The organism is Peribacillus sp. QJM3NY_7 (genome assembly GCF_056173225.1).
Window position 1 is genome coordinate 2,068,336 of record NZ_CM149663.1, and the last position, 16,645, is coordinate 2,084,980.

Sequence of the window (16,645 nt, forward strand, 5' to 3'; positions counted from 1 at the left end):
TAAGAAACGAATAACGGGGGGACGGCAACAGCCTATTACTTCAGGTGGAAGATATGGTAACGGTCATTCACCAAGAAAAAGAGATCCAGTAAAATCTGGACCCATTATATTCATAGCGATAGAAAAAAGGTCTTCATTCTTGGTGTAAGGCCGGCAACTTGATTTCGAAGGTAAAGGTAGAACCTTTCATCTAGCCAGACACATCCGTCCATAAATTGAATGGAAAAACCTGTCGACAGTCTGAAGAACCTCTGTAAAGACATGGTTTATTTTAAGATATACCTCGATAGAATATATAATATTCTTGTGATCCACCAATAGCAAAATACTCACTATTGGTTTGTTAAGGATGTATTTTTCCTATGCCAGTTAGGGACGCTCCAAGAAGGAAACCTTGACCGCCAATTGTTTTTCCTATAAACGGGGAGGTTTCACTTATTGGCGCAAGAAGTGGAATTGAACATCCAAAAATTTCATATACGATGATCTTGAGATAGAGAAGAATCTACTGCTAAACGCAAGTAGGGATCAAGCTGAAGTTTTCCCGGAAGCAGTTGCGCTTCATGTGTTTTTTTCAGTGTCCCCAGTTGATCTAAAGTAATCATTTCAAGTTGATCTCGCTGAATAGAATCATGTATAGAAAGCATACTCATTAATACTTCTATTTTAAAACAAAAATGAATCTAGGAAAAAGTGTTCTATCTAAAAGGTAAGACAAAGTTGATTGGAACGGAAGGTACGAGACTCCTGCGGGAAAAGCGCGTCTAGGGGAGACCCCGCAGGCGAAAGCCGAGGAGGCTCCCCGACCGCCCGCGGAAAGCGAGTGCCCTACGTTCCAATCAACGTCCAAATTGTAAAAGCCATAAAAATAGACAAACTCGATTTTCATCGAGTTTGTCCACAATCTGAAGGGATCTTCTTTATGAAGACCCCTTTTTACTACTTATTCAACTAAAGACCCTTAAACCAAAGCTAAACAAAAGTCCTTGGTTAAACCGGCATGATTAGATGGCTCCGTTTTAAGGTATGCCCAACTGTGAAAAGATCAACGGAATATCATCCATATTGGCGTTTAAACAATGTTCTTTAGTGCGAAATAGGTAACCACTTTTAGAGTGTACTAGCAACCCTTCATAACACGTATTTCGAATGTACAAAATCAAACCGTGCAGGAAGGAAAGGGTCGCGCATTTAAGTTGTAAAGCTCATGATCCTTATCCCGCTTTCAAGAAGGAAGGATCGTGTTTTATCGTGCTTGAACTCACATATTCAACTATTACTTATGCAAGGACATTAAGAAGACTTTCTCCGTTATATTTTATTCGCTCATAACCGTTTCCGATACCTTTTTCACTTGGCTGACGTTATCCTATGAAAATAGGATTCCTTATAGTAAGTACAATTCATAGATTGCCTGAAGAAAGCCAGCGGCAGACAAGTTTGGCTTTCGGATAAGCCGTAAGCGTTTCATCAGAAGCTCCATCTGCTTTAATAAGATTAATGTTCCTTCATTTAGGTAAGTTTTCTAAGATTCATACCCAGCAGCTTGTGATGGCGAAGCGTTTGAAATATGGACCTGATTTTTTTGGCTTCTTGAACTAACTCTTCAGATAGTGGCTAGGATTGTACTTTTGGAACGTGGACGTTGCTTGATTGTAATATAGTATAGGCAGGGGGGATGATTATGTATGTAAGTCAATCCAGGGATCATGAAGTAATTGCAAAATTAAATCGAAATGTTCACAATCTGCATGCAAAACTATATCCTAAGTATTTTAAGGAATATAATTATAATGCAATGAAAGAAACTTTTAAAAATTTGGTTGAAAATGATAATTTTGTATTTCTGGTTTTAAAAGATTATGAAGTGCCAATTGGTTATGCATGGATTGAAATTATAAACTATCCTGAAAGTGCTTTTAAAAATGAGTATAAATCAGTATATGTGCATCAGCTTAGTATCATTGAAGGTCAAACCCATAAAGGTTACGGTAAAAAGCTAATGAATGAGGTCTATGATATTGCTAAAAAGAATGATATAGATTTAATTGAACTGGATTATTGGTTTGAAAACATGGCAGCAAAAGAGTTTTATAAGAAACAAAATTTTAAAAAGTATAGGGAGTTTGCATTCAGACAGTTGTAAATCCTTTGTAACTCGATTCAAGAGGTTGAAGGAATTAATAAAAAACCCCGATTCGGGGTTTTTTTAATTAATATCTTAACATTCTCCTCGAATAACTGGGGGGTTGAGGTACTCCACAAACAAAACTTTGTGAATAACACTCTTTTACGATACTTCGGGTATGCGGTATATAGGTGTTGAAGTGTTTATTCACGGTTGTTGTATGTGTCGGGTGAAAAACCGGAATAACAGTGTTAATGACATTGGTTTTAACATATTGCTTGGTCGGGGAGGTTTGAGATGGATTATATTGAGTGGGCATTCTGTGAGGTGGGCAATATTGTGGTGGACATTGACCGCCTTTCGGATGCCCCCAGGGCTTATTATACATGTAAACACCTCCTGGGATTCTTTTGAAAGTCATTATTAGTTTATGAAAATAAATGATAAAGGGACTGGTATAAATGCCTTTATCAAAAATCACGGGCATATCAGATCCTTCAATCATTTTCAAAAAAAATGAATAAACAATAATTTACCGAATTCGGTTAATCGCTTCACGAACAAATGACTCGTGTCTTTTCCGCCAGTTATTTTCCTTGCTTTTTTCCAAGCCCCATTCGGGAAATGTGGATAACCGCAATGCGGCAAATAATTGCCAGAAGGGTAGGTTTGTAAAATTCACCTCTGGCATCATGGATTTATATCGATTGGTGAAGTCATTCATCGCTTGCATTCCAAAATGATATAAAATTTCGAGTTGACTATTGGCAAGGTCAGTCAAAGGGTCCCCTAAACCTGAGTCTTCCCAATCAATTATGGAAACTAGTGTATCCTCTTTCCATAATATATTTCCTGGCCAATAATCACCATGAAGAATCACTTCCTTATTCATGGAGGGTAGCGGCATGGAGGATTTCAGCAAATCTCTAATCAAGCTCAAATTTAATGTTTCATCCAGGATTACCCTATCTTTATTATTTAACATCTCGACATATGTATTTTCCAGTTTAGGCATGAATGATAAAGATAGATCTGCACAATTAACACGATGGATTTTTGCTAGATTGATTGCCAATTGCAAGATATGATCATTAAGATTTGAGGGGGTGAATTCTGACTTACCCTCAATAAACTCGATAAGTATGCATGGCTTGGAAAATATCTCGCGGGATTGCTCAAAGTAATATGGCATTGGTACAGGCAAACCGACAGCTTTCAATATCCCTAAGAGCTTGTGTTCAAATGAAGCAATATTTGGATTCCGTTTCAAGTCATTATCACCATGCTGACGAACGATCATTTTTACGATCCGCCCTGACGATTGTAATATTTCCAGTCCTGTCACATTTGCAGAAATCCCGCCCATTAATTCCCATGCGCGAATTAGCTTGTTTCCTTGATCCAACTTTTTAACTAATTGTTAAAACTTATCATATTCATTTATCATACGATCTCTCCTTTTAAAATCCTGTACAATGTTTAGGAATGAAAGTTCACATTATCATTTTCTATAGCTTTCGTAAAAAATTCAAAGATTCCATTTAGCAATTTTTATAAATGAAACCAATAGCTTGTCACACACGTTAATTAATCCAAACAAAGTGAGGTGTGCTGACATTGAAATTAGAAAAATATAAAGTGGAAACTACGAAAGGGACGCTACAATATAATATAAGTGGAAACGGCAAACCAAATATAGTTTTGATTAACGGTGGTTCTGGAACGGTAGAGGGTTGGATGAAAATACTACCGGCAATTTCGGAGTCATCATCAGTATTTTCCTATAATCGTTTTGGTGTTGCTGGCAGCGATAAACCTAAGGTAAGCCATGACGGGTTAAATATTGTTAACACTTTACGTGAAGCATTAACAAGCGTGGGATTTGAACCTCCATTCTTATTGGTTGGACATTCGCTAGGCGGCCTATATGCTAATTTATGCTCGCCTTTACCCGAATGAAGTAGCGGGAATTGTTTTTTTAGAATCCAGTACCACGAAAGGTATCAGCCTTAATGAATATCAAGGCCAGGCAGTAAAAACCATTAATATAATGTTCAAAGTGTTTGAGTCCTTGTCTTCACATAAACAATTCAGTGAAGTAAATTTTGTGGTAAAAATAATCAAATCCATCTAACTGATACATTTCCCGAAATACCTGAACTTTGTCATTACTGGTGGACAAGAAAATCGAATGATGCCAGAGGAAGCTCGAAAAAAAACGACTTGAGAATCAATTGGAATTATTTTCATTGACAAGAAACAGCAAACACATTGTCGCTGAAAAGGGTGGACATTTTCCGCAATTATCAGAATCGACTATAGTCATTGACTCAATTAAAGAGTGTGCAGAAGCGATAAATAAAACAAACCAAAAACCGATAAATTTGTGTTAATGTTGACTTTTTTAAATATCCCTCAATCTCCTTTTTCCTTAGATTATAGATGGCTTATTCTCCAAAAATTCCTGATGCCAAAGTAAAAAAATAGAGAAAGTCTTTTTCAGAGAATTCCCCACCATTGGGCGAATGTCATCATATAATGCCACTTCACCTTTAGGGGGTGTTTTTTTTTTTTGAGAACGGCAGAATTTCTTAAATCCGATAGTTATGTGTACAAGCATTTGTTAATACGTAACATAAGATTAATAGAGGTGATAGAAATGGTGAAAGTATTTATTGATCCCGGCCATGGCGGTACGGATCCAGGCTCGGTCGGGAATGGATTGAGAGAAAAGGATTTAACTTTATACATTGCAACCCGAATTAAAGACATCTTATTGATAGAATATAATAACGTTTCTGTGAAAATGAGCAGAACCCAAGATACCTTCCCCACCTTAAACGATCGTACGAATGCAGCGAACGCGTGGGGAGCTGACTTTTTTCTCTCCATCCACATTAATGCCGGCGGAGGAACCGGGTACGAGGATTACATTTATACGTCTACTAACCAGATAACGAAAACGTATCAAGATCATATTCATTCAGAGGTCATGAAGCTTATCAACATCCAGGACAGAGGACAAAAAACAGGAGATTTACATGTACTCCGTGAAACGGACATGCCTGCACTCCTGACTGAAAATGGATTTATCGATAATGTAAATGACGCAGCAAAGTTGAAAACGTCATCCTTTATCGAATCACTGGCTCGCGGACATGTAAACGGTTTAGTTAAATGCTTCAATCTAACTAAGAAAAGTACAGCTGTATACCACACTGTCGTTAGTGGGGATACAGTATATTCCTTAAGCAATTCTTATGGCAGTACGGTTCAGCAAATTAAAGATTGGAACGGTCTTGACAGTCAGTACACCATTACGGTTAACCAGAAACTGCGGGTGAAATGAATAATTAATAATTATTTATACCTTTTAGAAGCACACCACACAGTAAGCCCTTCTCAAAAAGAGAGGGGCCTTTTTGATTCAGGAATATGCATGTAATGAAAAACTCTACATTCTGCCGTCCTGATTCGGTCCTTCCGTATGTAAGGTATGCCTTTTTTATGGGCTGACACAAATTTAAATGGATTTAATGTAAAGACAAATAAAAGGACAATACTAAAAAGCACAAACCATGATGGCTTGTACCTAAAATGCAACAGCAATTAAGTTGATAAACTAAAAGAATTGAATCTATGTATGGCTGCTCATTATTCATTTATTTTCTTTCTTCCCGTAAGAAACCCTCGAGTTGGATATTAATCGTATATTTTAATGGCTTGAACCACTTTTCCTAAAATACGGACTCTATCATTTTTTATGTTATAGGTTTTTTCTTCATAAAAAGGATCCGTGCTGCAGGGAGTGAGTATGATGTTTTCTTCATTGATTCTCACTTTTTTGACCGTAGCATCGTGTCCATTTACCAAGACCACTCCAATTTTCCCGTTATCAAGGTAGGTTGTTTTTTCAACGAGAATCAATGATCCGTCTCTGAATTCTTTATTCATGCTATTGCCATTCACTCTAAGGAAAAAATATTCTTTATCCGATTTAAGCATCGAATTTAATGTCGGCATATACGCTTCTATATATTCGTTGGTGAAATTAGGCTCTCCAGCGGGGATATTTCCGTAGACACCAATTAATCTTACATTTTTTTCATTTAGGAATTCCATTCCAGGATTATTTCTAACGATAGGCGCTCCTTCAATGAGGTGGGATAGCGGTATTTCAAAACAAGTGGACATCATGCTCAATTTATCCATTAAAGGTTTATTCCGTCCGGATTCCCAAGCTGATACTGCCGTAGGAGCTACTTTTAATACTTTTGCCAAATCTTCTTGTGTCATTTTTCTTTCTTTTCTTAAAATTTTAATCCGTTCACCAATGTGCATATTTCTTCACCTCTTACTTGAATATACACTATGAGTGAAAGTGAGTAAACGAAAAGTGCGTGAATTTTGCGAAAAAATGTTGGTAACTATACTTCAAGTGTGATATTATTTTTTTAGATAGGGGGTGACAAGATATGACAAGCGTTAAGTTCACACTTAAACAAGCCAGGAAGTATAAAGGATTAACTCAAGATGAAATGGCTAAAGTGCTGAAGATGGCCAAGAGGACTTACATTGACTATGAGCAATATAAGATTCCTTTGCGAATCGATAAGGCTTATTTATTTGCTGAATGTGTAGGATTCTCGATTGACGATATCATTTTTTTTGACCCTAACCTACACTTTAAATGTAGTTAAAACTTCAATTGAACCAGCATTTCCTCAACAGAGTGGCCATTTGAATCCATACAATCCTGACTTCCATAGGACAAGATTCAAGTAACGATGGAAAGGGGGAACAAAGAGGAAAGGGAAAATAATTCTTTTGAAGTTGCATAGGAGCTGCTGACATTAGAACATTTGTAAAATACGTGTATGGAGTAAAAGGTGTACAAATCCAATCTTCTTGTGCAAATATACGATTGTTACTGAGATTCCAATAATGACAGCCAATTGCCGTTAAAGAAAATTATTTACTTAATGTTTAGGGCGGACTTCTGAACACCATGAATAGGAGCAAATGGACAATGGCAAATTCGAAGGAAAAGTTAATCTGGATGAACAAGCCCTTATCCTATGCAGGATAAGGGCTTGTTCTCTATTTTCGTGAATTGGCAGCATTCCGTTTTCTCCAAAGCACGTCTTCATAAAATGAAAAAGACACATACATAAATGAATGGAAGTCAAATCTTCATACTTTTTCTCTATTATAAATGAAACTTCTTCTAGTTTTTTTCTCCCATCTTTATGAAGATAGCAGGTAATGGTATGCAAAAGTACAATTATATACTAATGAAGGCTATGGAAGCTGGGCATTGGTAATTGGATGAGTTCAAAAAAATTCCAGATGATATTGGAGGAGATAACCCTTGAAAAGGAATGTAATCAATTATGTCGTTTTTCTTGTGCTCATTCTAACCATATTATTTATGGCAAAGCCAGACATTTCCTCAGCAGGAAAATTGAAACCGCCCTCCGAAACTTTCAGTCCAGGGGATTGGTTTCTTGGAAGTATTCCTCCCAATCTTGATACAAACAAACCACCGATCGTGTTTGTTCAAGGGAAAAACGGCAGTTCAACCAGCTGGTATGGCGAAACGGAATATCATGGTGTCAATGATATGTATACCAAAGCGTATGAAGCTGGCTACCAAACGGTTTTTGTTCAGCTTCATGATTCAGCTGGAAATGGGTCAGTGAGCCAATATGCCAATGGAAGGCTTTTAGCTCAAATGCTTTCAGAAATCAGTAACCATTTCGGGGGCAAAAAAGTAAATATTATAGCGCACAGCAAAGGGGGCCCAGACACCCAAGCGGCTCTAGTCCACTATGGAGCACATCAATATGTTGGAAGGGTGATCACTTTAGCCTCCCCACATCATGGTTCTCACTTAGCTGATTTGGCTTATAGCTGGTATGCGGGCTGGCTTGGTTCCTTATTAGGTCAAAAAGATGAGGGAACTTATTCTTTACAAGTTGGTAAAATGGCTGAATTTCGTTCTGTCACGGATAACCATGTCAACTCTCGTAAAAACTTGTATTTCACTGTGGCAGGTATGAACAGAGGCCCGGTACTATCAGCCTTATCAATGGGGGGACAATATTTATCATCATATGGCGAAAATGATGGACTGGTGAATGTATGGAGTACAAAAATACCCTATGCAACACATTTATTTTCGGATCCCAACTTTGATCACGACAATATTCGAGTTGGCTCGGCTGTATTTTCAAGAATTGAACCCTATTTAAAAAGCACATCCACCGCTGGGATTCCTGCATATCATGTCAATTATAAAGAACGAGTCGAAGATGATGTCATTACAACCGCACTCGCTCAAACCGTTCTGGGTGATGTCCTGAAACAAAATGTCTGGGTCGAACAAAGCTTCCATGTAAATGAAGCTGCCCCAGGTAATTTAAGCATATATACAGCCTCAAATGATGTCGAGGTTGAATTGATTTCTCCATCCAATAAAAAGTATTCACCTTCCTTAAAGGTTCATTCAGCAAAAAATGAAACTTCCTTTTTTAATGGTGCAACCATCCAATCATTCTACAGAAATAACCTTGAAATTGGTGACTGGAAAGTACGAATGAAGACTAAATCGCCAAAAGACGCCTTCCTGTTCACAGCACAATTTAACGAAAAGAATCCCATTACATTAAGTATGGCCGGTAAAGTTAAGCAAAAAGATGCAAAATTTTTAATAAAGAATCCAATGAATGATAAAAAAAGACCAATCAGTACAACATTTTTGGTTCATCTGATAGATGAAACCGGTAATGAAATTAGTGAAAAAAACTCAATTAAGGCAATGGATACTGAAAATTTTACTGGCACCCTTCCAGAAGTACCTAAGTCAGGTGTTTATAATGTAACAATAGATGTTAAGGAAAAAAATGTGGATGGTACTGAAAGAACCCGGACGCTGATTCGTTCGGTCTATATTGAGAAATAACGAAATGCCTTCTCTTAGTTGAGGAGGCATTATTTTGATGGTAGGGCTAACTAGGGAGATGGTAATTCAGCCAATGGAAACAGCCAGGTCGTAATTACTTATTGAAGTATTAATTCAACGGGTCTCTGATGGATATGGTTGGAAGTTTGTTATCAGGGGAAAATAAATATATGTATTTTTTTCCCTGCACTTGCAAATGCTTGTCAACAAGTGCAGATTCAACAGTGGAATGACTTGGTCGATCTAAACCTTATTAAAGGGGGATTTTAAATCCTCTTTTTTTTATTTCAATGAGCTTTTTTCCAAAGTACATATTACCAGAAAGGCGATAGTATAACTTTCATCCCTTATAAAGGATGTATAAATTCCCATGAAACTAGATTCTATTAAAAAATATTTCAATATCTACTCTTCCATATGCATATTGAGAGAATTCTGGACATAAATTAAACAAACAAAAAAAGCGCGGGAAGCGCTTTTAGTGTATTTGTCTATATAAGCCTATTACTTTTCCAAGTATCGAAACATCTCGTAAAATAATTGGTTCCATATTTGAGTTCTCAGGCTGAAGCCTTATGTAATCCGGTTCCTTAAAGAATCGTTTTACAGTGGCTTCATCATCTTCCGTCATCGCCACGACGATATCTCCATTATTGGCACTGCTTTGTTGTTTCACGATGACATAATCTCCATCATGAATTCCAGCTTCTATCATACTTTCACCCATGATTTCCAGCATGAATACATGGTCATCATGTGGAACCATGCTTTCGGGAAGCGGAAAGTATTCTTCAATGTTCTCAATGGCCGTTATCGGCATGCCCGCTGTTACTTTTCCAAGTAACGGCACGTTCACGACATTGACTTTGGGAATATTGTTCGCTTCCTCCAAATTCATTATTTCAATGGCCCTTGGCTTGGTTGGGTCACGTCTAATAAGGCCTTTACTTTCCAGGCGGGATAAATGTCCGTGTACTGTTGAACTTGATGCAAGTCCCACTGCTTCGCCAATCTCCCGTACGGAAGGCGGATACCCTTTTTGGCGGACCTCTTCTTTAATGAAATCAAGAATATCTTGCTGCCGTTTTGATAGTTTTGTCATTTGTGCACCTCTTCCCCAATGTTCTTTGCTACATTATAGCATGGCCCCCATCTCTATACAAACATAAGTTCGAATTTGTTGTTGACTGAAACAAACGTTCGTATTATAATTTGATCATAACATACGAACGAACATTCGCTTTGGAGGGATTATCATGAAAAAATTATACAAAAATTATATTTATACGATTCTATTAGCGGGATCAGTATTCATCTTTTCAATTTTATTCTCTTGTACATTGAACAATGATCAAAAAAAGGATTTCCTTTCTATAGAAGTAAGCGAGGGTGACACCCTATGGGGAATTGCCGAAGAATATGAAGAATCAAATTTGACAAAAAAAGAATTCATTGGTTGGATAGAAGAGAATAATGGAGTCAGTGCGGATTCGATAAAGCCTGGACAAGTCATTGTCATACCGGTTAAAGGGGAAGAACTTGTCCAGAATTTGGCCAGTGAGCAGTAAGTAGTAAAGGTAGGGTATTATGAAGGCGGTAATCTATTGTAGGGTCAGCACCGAAAAAGAGTCACAGGAAACATCATTGGCAAGGCAGGAAGATGAATTAGTCAAATTGGCTGAAAAGATGGATGTGGAAGTTGTCTCCATTATAAAAGAACAGGCAAGTGGTTATGAGTTGAATCGGGATGGCATTTTTGACATGCTCGAACTATTTAAAACCAAAGAAGCTGAAGTGCTATTAATCCAGGATGAAACAAGACTGGGAAGAGGGAATGCCAAAATAGCCCTTTTCCATGTCATCCTTAAAGAAGATGTGAAAATTTATACGCTCTCACACGATGGGGAGCTGGAGTTATCGGATTCGGATGCCATGGTCATTCAGATAGTGGGCATTGTAGAAGAATATCAAAGGAAACTACATAATCTTAAAATAAAGCGCGGAATGATGAGAGCCGTTGAAAAAGGGTACCGTCCTCAAAAAAATCTTCAGAATCAAAGGAATTCCACTGGAAGGGACCGTATGGAGATTCCTATTGAAGAAATTATTAAACTGCGTGCCAATGGGTTAACATTCTCAGAAATCGCAGCCACATTAAGGGGCTTTGGATACAATGTATCTAAGGCTACTGTGAACAGGCGTTTTCTCGAACATCAAATGAATACAAAGGAAAGTAAATCATAGAACTTGTAATTTCGCTTTTTTTTTAATACCATGACAATATCCGCAGATTATGAAGGAGCGAAATTATGTTATCAAAAGAAAAAATAGCCCGTATAAATGAACTTTCTAAAAAGGCAAAGGGTGAAGGCTTGACGGAAGTTGAAGCGAAAGAGCAAACCCAATTGAGAAGTGAGTATTTGGAAACATTCAGAAAATCCATGTCCGACACGTTGGAGCATGTGAAAGTCGTGGATCCAGAGGGTAATGACGTCACTCCTCAAAAGATAAAAAATATAAAAGAAAAACGAAATTTACATTAATGCTTGGATTCTTCTGATGGAATATTCCATTTGAGGATTCTTTGGCATTTTGGAGTAAAAAGAGAGTGCATTCATGTATGTATTCTCCGATTTAGTTTAATCTAAATAGGTGACTTCTTATTCCTAGAAAATTGTAATATTGGGGCATTAAATAGTGATTTTAGTTGTGATATTATGCTTGTCACTATAATATAAAGAGGTACATTACAGGAAGGGATGTTTTTACAATATGTTAGATAAATTAGATGCACTTTCAATCAATACGATTCGTACATTATCAATTGATGCAATTGAAAAGGCTAATTCCGGCCATCCAGGTATGCCAATGGGGGCAGCGCCAATGGCGTATAAACTATGGACCGAATATATGAACCATAACCCGAAAAATCCAGATTGGTTTAATAGAGATCGCTTTGTTCTTTCAGCTGGACATGGTTCTATGCTGTTATACAGCCTTCTTCATTTATCGGGCTATGGCTTATCTATCGATGATTTGAAAAGCTTCCGTCAATGGGGCAGTAAAACTCCAGGACATCCTGAATTCGGACATACGGCTGGTGTGGATGCAACTACCGGGCCGCTTGGACAAGGTATCGCAATGGCGGTCGGAATGGCAATGGCTGAACGTCACTTGGCAGAAAGCTATAACCGCGATTCTTATAATGTGGTCGATCATTATACATATAGCATTTGTGGAGATGGAGATTTAATGGAAGGTGTTTCTGCAGAAGCCGCTTCATTAGCTGGACATCTACAACTGGGAAGACTTGTTGTTTTATATGATTCTAATGATATTTCCCTTGACGGCGACTTAAGTCAATCCTTTAGTGAAAGCGTAGCAGACCGGTTCAAATCTTATGGATGGCAATATATCCGCGTTGAGGATGGCAATGATCTTCAGGAAATTGCTAAAGCGATTGAAGAAGCGAAAACCGACGAAGCACGCCCAACATTAATCGAAGTGAAAACGGTTATCGGTTACGGTTCACCAAATCGTTCAGGTAAATCTGCCGTTCACGGCGCTCCGCTTGGTGCAGATGAGCTTAAATTGACAAAAGAAGCATACAAATGGACATTCGAAGAGGACTTCCATGTACCTGAAGAAGTGTATTCACACTTCAATGAAGCTGTTGTTGATGCAGGAGCTCAAAAAGAAGAAGCTTGGAATGAATTGTTTAAAAATTACAAAGAAGCACATCCTGAGTTAGCACAGCAATTGGAGCTTGCAATTAAAGGTGAACTGCCTGCTGAATGGGATCAGGAAATTCCAGTCTATGAAGAAGGTAAGACATTAGCTTCCCGTGCTTCAAGTGGGGAAGTACTGAATGCGATCGCCAAAAAGGTCCCTAGCTTCATTGGGGGTTCTGCGGATTTAGCCGGGTCTAATAATACTGCCATCAAAGGTGAGACAGATCTATTACCTGGTAATTACAGTGGCCGTAATATATGGTTCGGTGTACGTGAATTCGCTATGGGTGCGGCTTTAAATGGAATGGCACTTCATGGTGGCTTAAAAGTATATGGAGGAACATTCTTCGTATTCTCTGATTATCTACGTCCTGCCATAAGAATGGCAGCACTGATGGGACTCCCTGTTAATTATGTGTTCACCCATGACAGCATTGCTGTAGGGGAAGACGGACCGACTCATGAGCCAATCGAACAATTAGCATCATTGCGCGCAATGCCTAACCTAGGGGTAATCCGTCCAGCTGATGGCAATGAAACGGCAGCAGCCTGGAAAGTGGCTATGGAGTCTACAAATAAACCAACTGCTCTTGTACTGACTCGTCAAGGATTGCCAACAATAAAAGGCACTTCCGAAACTGCGTATGAAGGTGTTTCAAAAGGTGCTTACATCATCTCTGCTTCTAAGAAAGAAGTAGCCGATGCATTACTTCTTGCGACTGGTTCCGAAGTGAACTTGGCTGTTAAAGCACAGGAAGCTTTAGCGAACGAAGGAATTGATGTTGCGGTAATCAGCATGCCATCATGGGACCGATTTGAAACTCAATCAAAAGAATATAAACAAAGCGTAATCAATCCGGCAGTGAAAAAACGTTTAGCTATCGAAGTGGCTTCACCGTTTGGCTGGGATCGTTATGCAGGTGATGAGGGTGAAATATTGGCCATCAATCATTTTGGAGCTTCTGCACCAGGCGGTAAAATCATGGAGGAATTCGGTTTCACTGTAGAAAATGTAGTAGCTATTGTTAAAGAAATGCTTAAATAACAATAATGCGGAACTGACACCAACTAGATTGGTGTCAGTTTTTTTATCAAAAGAGTCCTATTATATATTGAATGTGCTTCTATACTAAAGGAAATTTTCCATTCGACAAAAAAAGAAGAAAATTTCTCCAGCAAACAACATATCTTTTTTGTTTGTCAATATATAATGAGAATAAATAAATTTCGTTTAAATGTGTCAGTTAAAGGGGAAAGTCATCAATAGTGGAAAATAGTGGACAGGGTGCTGGTGGTTAGATGTTTCGTACCAAAATAGGAAAGCTAGGAGGCATTGGCTGATGAGAACCTATCAAATTTATTTAATCGAAGATGAATTTGCCCATCATTATTATGGAAGAGAAAAGCTATTTTTCAATTTGTTTTTGGAATATATTCAAGCAAGGGGCAGACTAAAGAGTATTTTGCAAAAACAAATCGAATATGTCACCAAAAAAGTCCCGATTATCCAGTTGCAGTTAGCTATTGAACAACGTTTGCAAAAAAAGATGAATTATTGGACTCAAAATGGAAAATACTATTTAGAAAAAACAAACGGATCAAGTAAAGCCGTTTTAATCATTCAGAATGATTCCATTACTCTTAAAGCTGAAGGAGACTATGAAGCGGAAACGGCTTTCTTTGAAAGTATTCGAAAATATGAAGCGAGTTTTCTGGCCATTGATTTTGAACATGAAAAATACGGTTGGTTAAAACCGATAAAAGAAAGAAAATTTGTCTAAATGGGGGACTTTTCGGTAGCGGGTATTGTATAATAACCTTTGGTCTAGTACACTGATGTTAGACAACATGAAGGAGGAAATAGTATGTGGGTTTACATTCTAGTTGGCGTACTGGCATTGATTGCTGGAGTAGTGCTGGGATTTTTCATCGCTCGTAAATACATGATGGATTACTTAAAGAAAAATCCGCCAATTAACGAACAAATGTTGAAAATGATGATGATGCAAATGGGTATGAAACCATCCCAAAAGAAAATTAATCAGATGATGAGCGCCATGAATAAACAACAAACAAAATAAGATAGCATGAAACCTTGATATATCAATGTTCTTGGAAGATTGGATGCAAAATTTTATATAATATCGAAATGGATTTAGTCTAATCCTTCTACCGATTTTATATAAAATTTTGGTTTATCTTTCATTTTTGTTTCTTAAGCCACTTTTTCTGAATGAATGATTCAGAAAAGGTGGTTTTTGTTTTGGAATGATAATGTAAGTCCTCCATCTATGTGAGGCTTTTTTATTTGGAAAGTATATTCGCCAAAAAATTATACTTGTCCACACTTTCTATCAAAAGATGCATATATAGTATTAAGGAGGGTGGTTAGAATGATAAATGATTTTGTAAAAAAATGTAAGGTGTGTTTTCCTATGTGTGAACTTAAATTTGAACACAAATGTAAATTTAAAGACAACAAATGGGAATCAAAATTCAGATTGAAATCTAAATGTAAAAAATAATAAATCTTTTCTATTAATCTTTTTATTTAAGCGCTAAACCATTAATGAGTTAGTGATTATTAAAATTGATTAAAGTAATCATTCGAGTAATCGGGTGTTTTTTATTTGAATGTTTGTAAATAGAAACACCATTCATGAAGAAAGAATGGATTCGTTGTCAATTTAGTGTATCTATAATTAAGGGATGAATATTGCCACCAAGTCTTACTTTAAGGCTCATTAACTTGGGCAATATTAAAAGCGTAAAGTGGGGATTTCACTGCAATACTAAATTGATCAAATATAATGGAGGAAGCTGTTGAGGTTTTTGAGTTGACTTTATCAACTGTAAATATTAATATTACAGTAATCTCCTTGAGGAGGATACGTAAAGTGAATAGTGATTTTACAATAGCTGTGCATAGTTTGGTCTATTTAGCTTATCTACCAGATCATATGGCAAGCAGTGAGTCCATCGCAGAAAACGTTTGTACAAATTCGGCTAGGATTCGGAAAATGATGAGCAGCTTAAGGAAAAAGGGATTTGTTAAGACTAAAGAAGGTGTGGGCGGAGGCTATATTCTAGACTGTAACCCTGAAGAGGTAAGTTTGGCGGATATTTATATAGCGGTCTCACATGGAACCCTGAAACCAAAGTGGTGTACCGGTGATCCGGAGAAAAAATGTGTCATATCTTCAAATACCCAGGTAGTCATGGATCAAATATTTGATGAAGCTGAATTATATTTTGAAAAATATTTAGAAGATATAACTCTCAGCACATTTTTGGAAAAAATTAAACAATGTCCGTGATATTGATTTAGTTTTTTATTTGCACAAAATGTATATTTTATTAATACAGTTAATAACTATAGATTTAATATTAAATGAACATAAAAGGGGTGCTAAGAAAATGGTTGAAAACAATCTGTTCAAGAATGGGGATTGGGTACAGGGAAAATCAAGAGATGGGGAACTTATCCATGGTTTCGTTGAAACCGTAAGCGATAATCGAGAAATCGTTAAAGTGAATGTAGTTGAAAGTGACAATGAAAAAGCGGTTGGGAAATCGATTTGGATTCCGAGTAAATGGACTGAAAAACTGCCGGATCTAGAAATCAGTAACGAAGCTCATCTTTTGGCCTTAATTGATTTGGCTTTACTTTCTAAAGATGAAACATGGTTTATGGAGTTATCCGGTAAATTGGAATCCATCAAAATCCACCCGAAAATAACTGCCCGGAAATCAGAGGTTCAAATCCCGGGAAATAGAATCGCAAAACTCGATTTTAAATAGTATGAGTAAAGATCATTAATA

General features: G+C 37.3%; 17 protein-coding genes. 13 read left to right on the forward strand and 4 right to left on the reverse strand.

Features of this window, described 5'->3' with window-relative positions:
• Positions 1-1,684 precede the first annotated feature (1,684 nt).
• Complete coding sequence (locus AC0VX1_RS09980; RefSeq protein ID WP_475471016.1) at positions 1,685-2,146, forward strand: GNAT family N-acetyltransferase; 462 nt, start codon at positions 1,685-1,687, stop codon at positions 2,144-2,146.
• Positions 2,147-2,213: 67 nt separating this feature from the next.
• On the opposite strand, the gene AC0VX1_RS09985 is transcribed toward AC0VX1_RS09980, so the two are convergent.
• Together AC0VX1_RS09985 and AC0VX1_RS09990 are read right to left on the reverse strand one after the other, a co-directional pair.
• Positions 2,214-2,633: a CotD family spore coat protein gene (locus AC0VX1_RS09985; protein ID WP_413022821.1), complete on the reverse strand. Its 420-nt coding sequence runs from the start codon at positions 2,631-2,633 to the stop codon at positions 2,214-2,216.
• A 27-nt stretch (positions 2,634-2,660) separates the two neighbouring features.
• Positions 2,661-3,494, reverse strand: a complete 834-nt coding sequence (locus tag AC0VX1_RS09990; RefSeq protein ID WP_475471018.1) for an aminoglycoside phosphotransferase family protein — start codon at positions 3,492-3,494, stop codon at positions 2,661-2,663.
• A 251-nt stretch (positions 3,495-3,745) separates the two neighbouring features.
• Here AC0VX1_RS09990 and AC0VX1_RS09995 point away from each other — a divergent pair, with 251 nt between their 5' ends.
• Positions 3,746-4,087, forward strand: a complete 342-nt coding sequence (locus AC0VX1_RS09995) for an alpha/beta fold hydrolase (RefSeq protein ID WP_475471020.1) — start codon at positions 3,746-3,748, stop codon at positions 4,085-4,087.
• 700 nt (positions 4,088-4,787) lie between these two features.
• Positions 4,788-5,477: an N-acetylmuramoyl-L-alanine amidase gene (locus AC0VX1_RS10000; RefSeq protein WP_475471022.1), complete on the forward strand. Its 690-nt coding sequence runs from the start codon at positions 4,788-4,790 to the stop codon at positions 5,475-5,477.
• Between the two features lie 353 nt (positions 5,478-5,830).
• Here the strand turns inward: AC0VX1_RS10000 and AC0VX1_RS10005 are convergent, their stop codons facing one another.
• Positions 5,831-6,469: a LexA family protein gene (locus AC0VX1_RS10005; RefSeq protein ID WP_475471024.1), complete on the reverse strand. Its 639-nt coding sequence runs from the start codon at positions 6,467-6,469 to the stop codon at positions 5,831-5,833.
• Positions 6,470-6,603: 134 nt separating this feature from the next.
• On the opposite strand from AC0VX1_RS10005, the gene AC0VX1_RS10010 reads away from it, so the two are divergent.
• The gene (locus AC0VX1_RS10010; protein WP_268573482.1) at positions 6,604-6,828 is read left to right on the forward strand and encodes a helix-turn-helix transcriptional regulator; all 225 of its coding nucleotides are present in this window, start codon (positions 6,604-6,606) and stop codon (positions 6,826-6,828) included.
• A gap of 731 nt (positions 6,829-7,559) precedes the next feature.
• Positions 7,560-9,092 carry an esterase/lipase family protein gene (locus tag AC0VX1_RS10015; protein ID WP_475471748.1) on the forward strand — a complete coding sequence of 511 codons (1,533 nt, stop codon included), beginning with the start codon at positions 7,560-7,562 and terminating at the stop codon, positions 9,090-9,092.
• 478 nt (positions 9,093-9,570) lie between these two features.
• Here the strand turns inward: AC0VX1_RS10015 and lexA are convergent, their stop codons facing one another.
• Positions 9,571-10,194 (reverse strand): transcriptional repressor LexA, encoded by a 624-nt coding sequence (lexA, locus tag AC0VX1_RS10020; RefSeq protein ID WP_034312948.1) that lies wholly within the window; start codon positions 10,192-10,194, stop codon positions 9,571-9,573.
• A gap of 154 nt (positions 10,195-10,348) precedes the next feature.
• On the opposite strand from lexA, the gene yneA reads away from it, so the two are divergent.
• From yneA to AC0VX1_RS10060, 8 genes are all read left to right on the forward strand, one after another.
• Positions 10,349-10,660, forward strand: coding sequence for a cell division suppressor protein YneA (yneA, locus tag AC0VX1_RS10025; RefSeq protein WP_034312946.1), 312 nt, complete (start codon positions 10,349-10,351; stop codon positions 10,658-10,660).
• Positions 10,661-10,679: 19 nt separating this feature from the next.
• On the forward strand, positions 10,680-11,336 hold the full coding sequence (locus AC0VX1_RS10030; protein ID WP_034312943.1) for a YneB family resolvase-like protein: 657 nt from the start codon (positions 10,680-10,682) through the stop codon (positions 11,334-11,336).
• Positions 11,337-11,401: 65 nt separating this feature from the next.
• Positions 11,402-11,635 (forward strand): DUF896 domain-containing protein, encoded by a 234-nt coding sequence (locus tag AC0VX1_RS10035; RefSeq protein WP_034312941.1) that lies wholly within the window; start codon positions 11,402-11,404, stop codon positions 11,633-11,635.
• 229 nt (positions 11,636-11,864) lie between these two features.
• A complete protein-coding gene (tkt, locus tag AC0VX1_RS10040) occupies positions 11,865-13,868 on the forward strand; it encodes a transketolase (protein ID WP_475471027.1) in 2,004 nt (667 codons plus the stop codon).
• 295 nt (positions 13,869-14,163) lie between these two features.
• Entirely contained in the window at positions 14,164-14,604 is a 441-nt protein-coding gene (sirA, locus tag AC0VX1_RS10045) for a sporulation inhibitor of replication protein SirA (RefSeq protein ID WP_133345361.1), read from the forward strand.
• 84 nt (positions 14,605-14,688) lie between these two features.
• A complete protein-coding gene (locus tag AC0VX1_RS10050) occupies positions 14,689-14,904 on the forward strand; it encodes a YneF family protein (RefSeq protein WP_034312934.1) in 216 nt (71 codons plus the stop codon).
• A gap of 816 nt (positions 14,905-15,720) precedes the next feature.
• Positions 15,721-16,140, forward strand: coding sequence for an RrF2 family transcriptional regulator (locus tag AC0VX1_RS10055; RefSeq protein ID WP_034312932.1), 420 nt, complete (start codon positions 15,721-15,723; stop codon positions 16,138-16,140).
• Positions 16,141-16,240: 100 nt separating this feature from the next.
• Positions 16,241-16,624 (forward strand): IDEAL domain-containing protein, encoded by a 384-nt coding sequence (locus tag AC0VX1_RS10060; RefSeq protein WP_048685971.1) that lies wholly within the window; start codon positions 16,241-16,243, stop codon positions 16,622-16,624.
• The last annotated feature ends 21 nt before the right edge of the window (positions 16,625-16,645 follow it).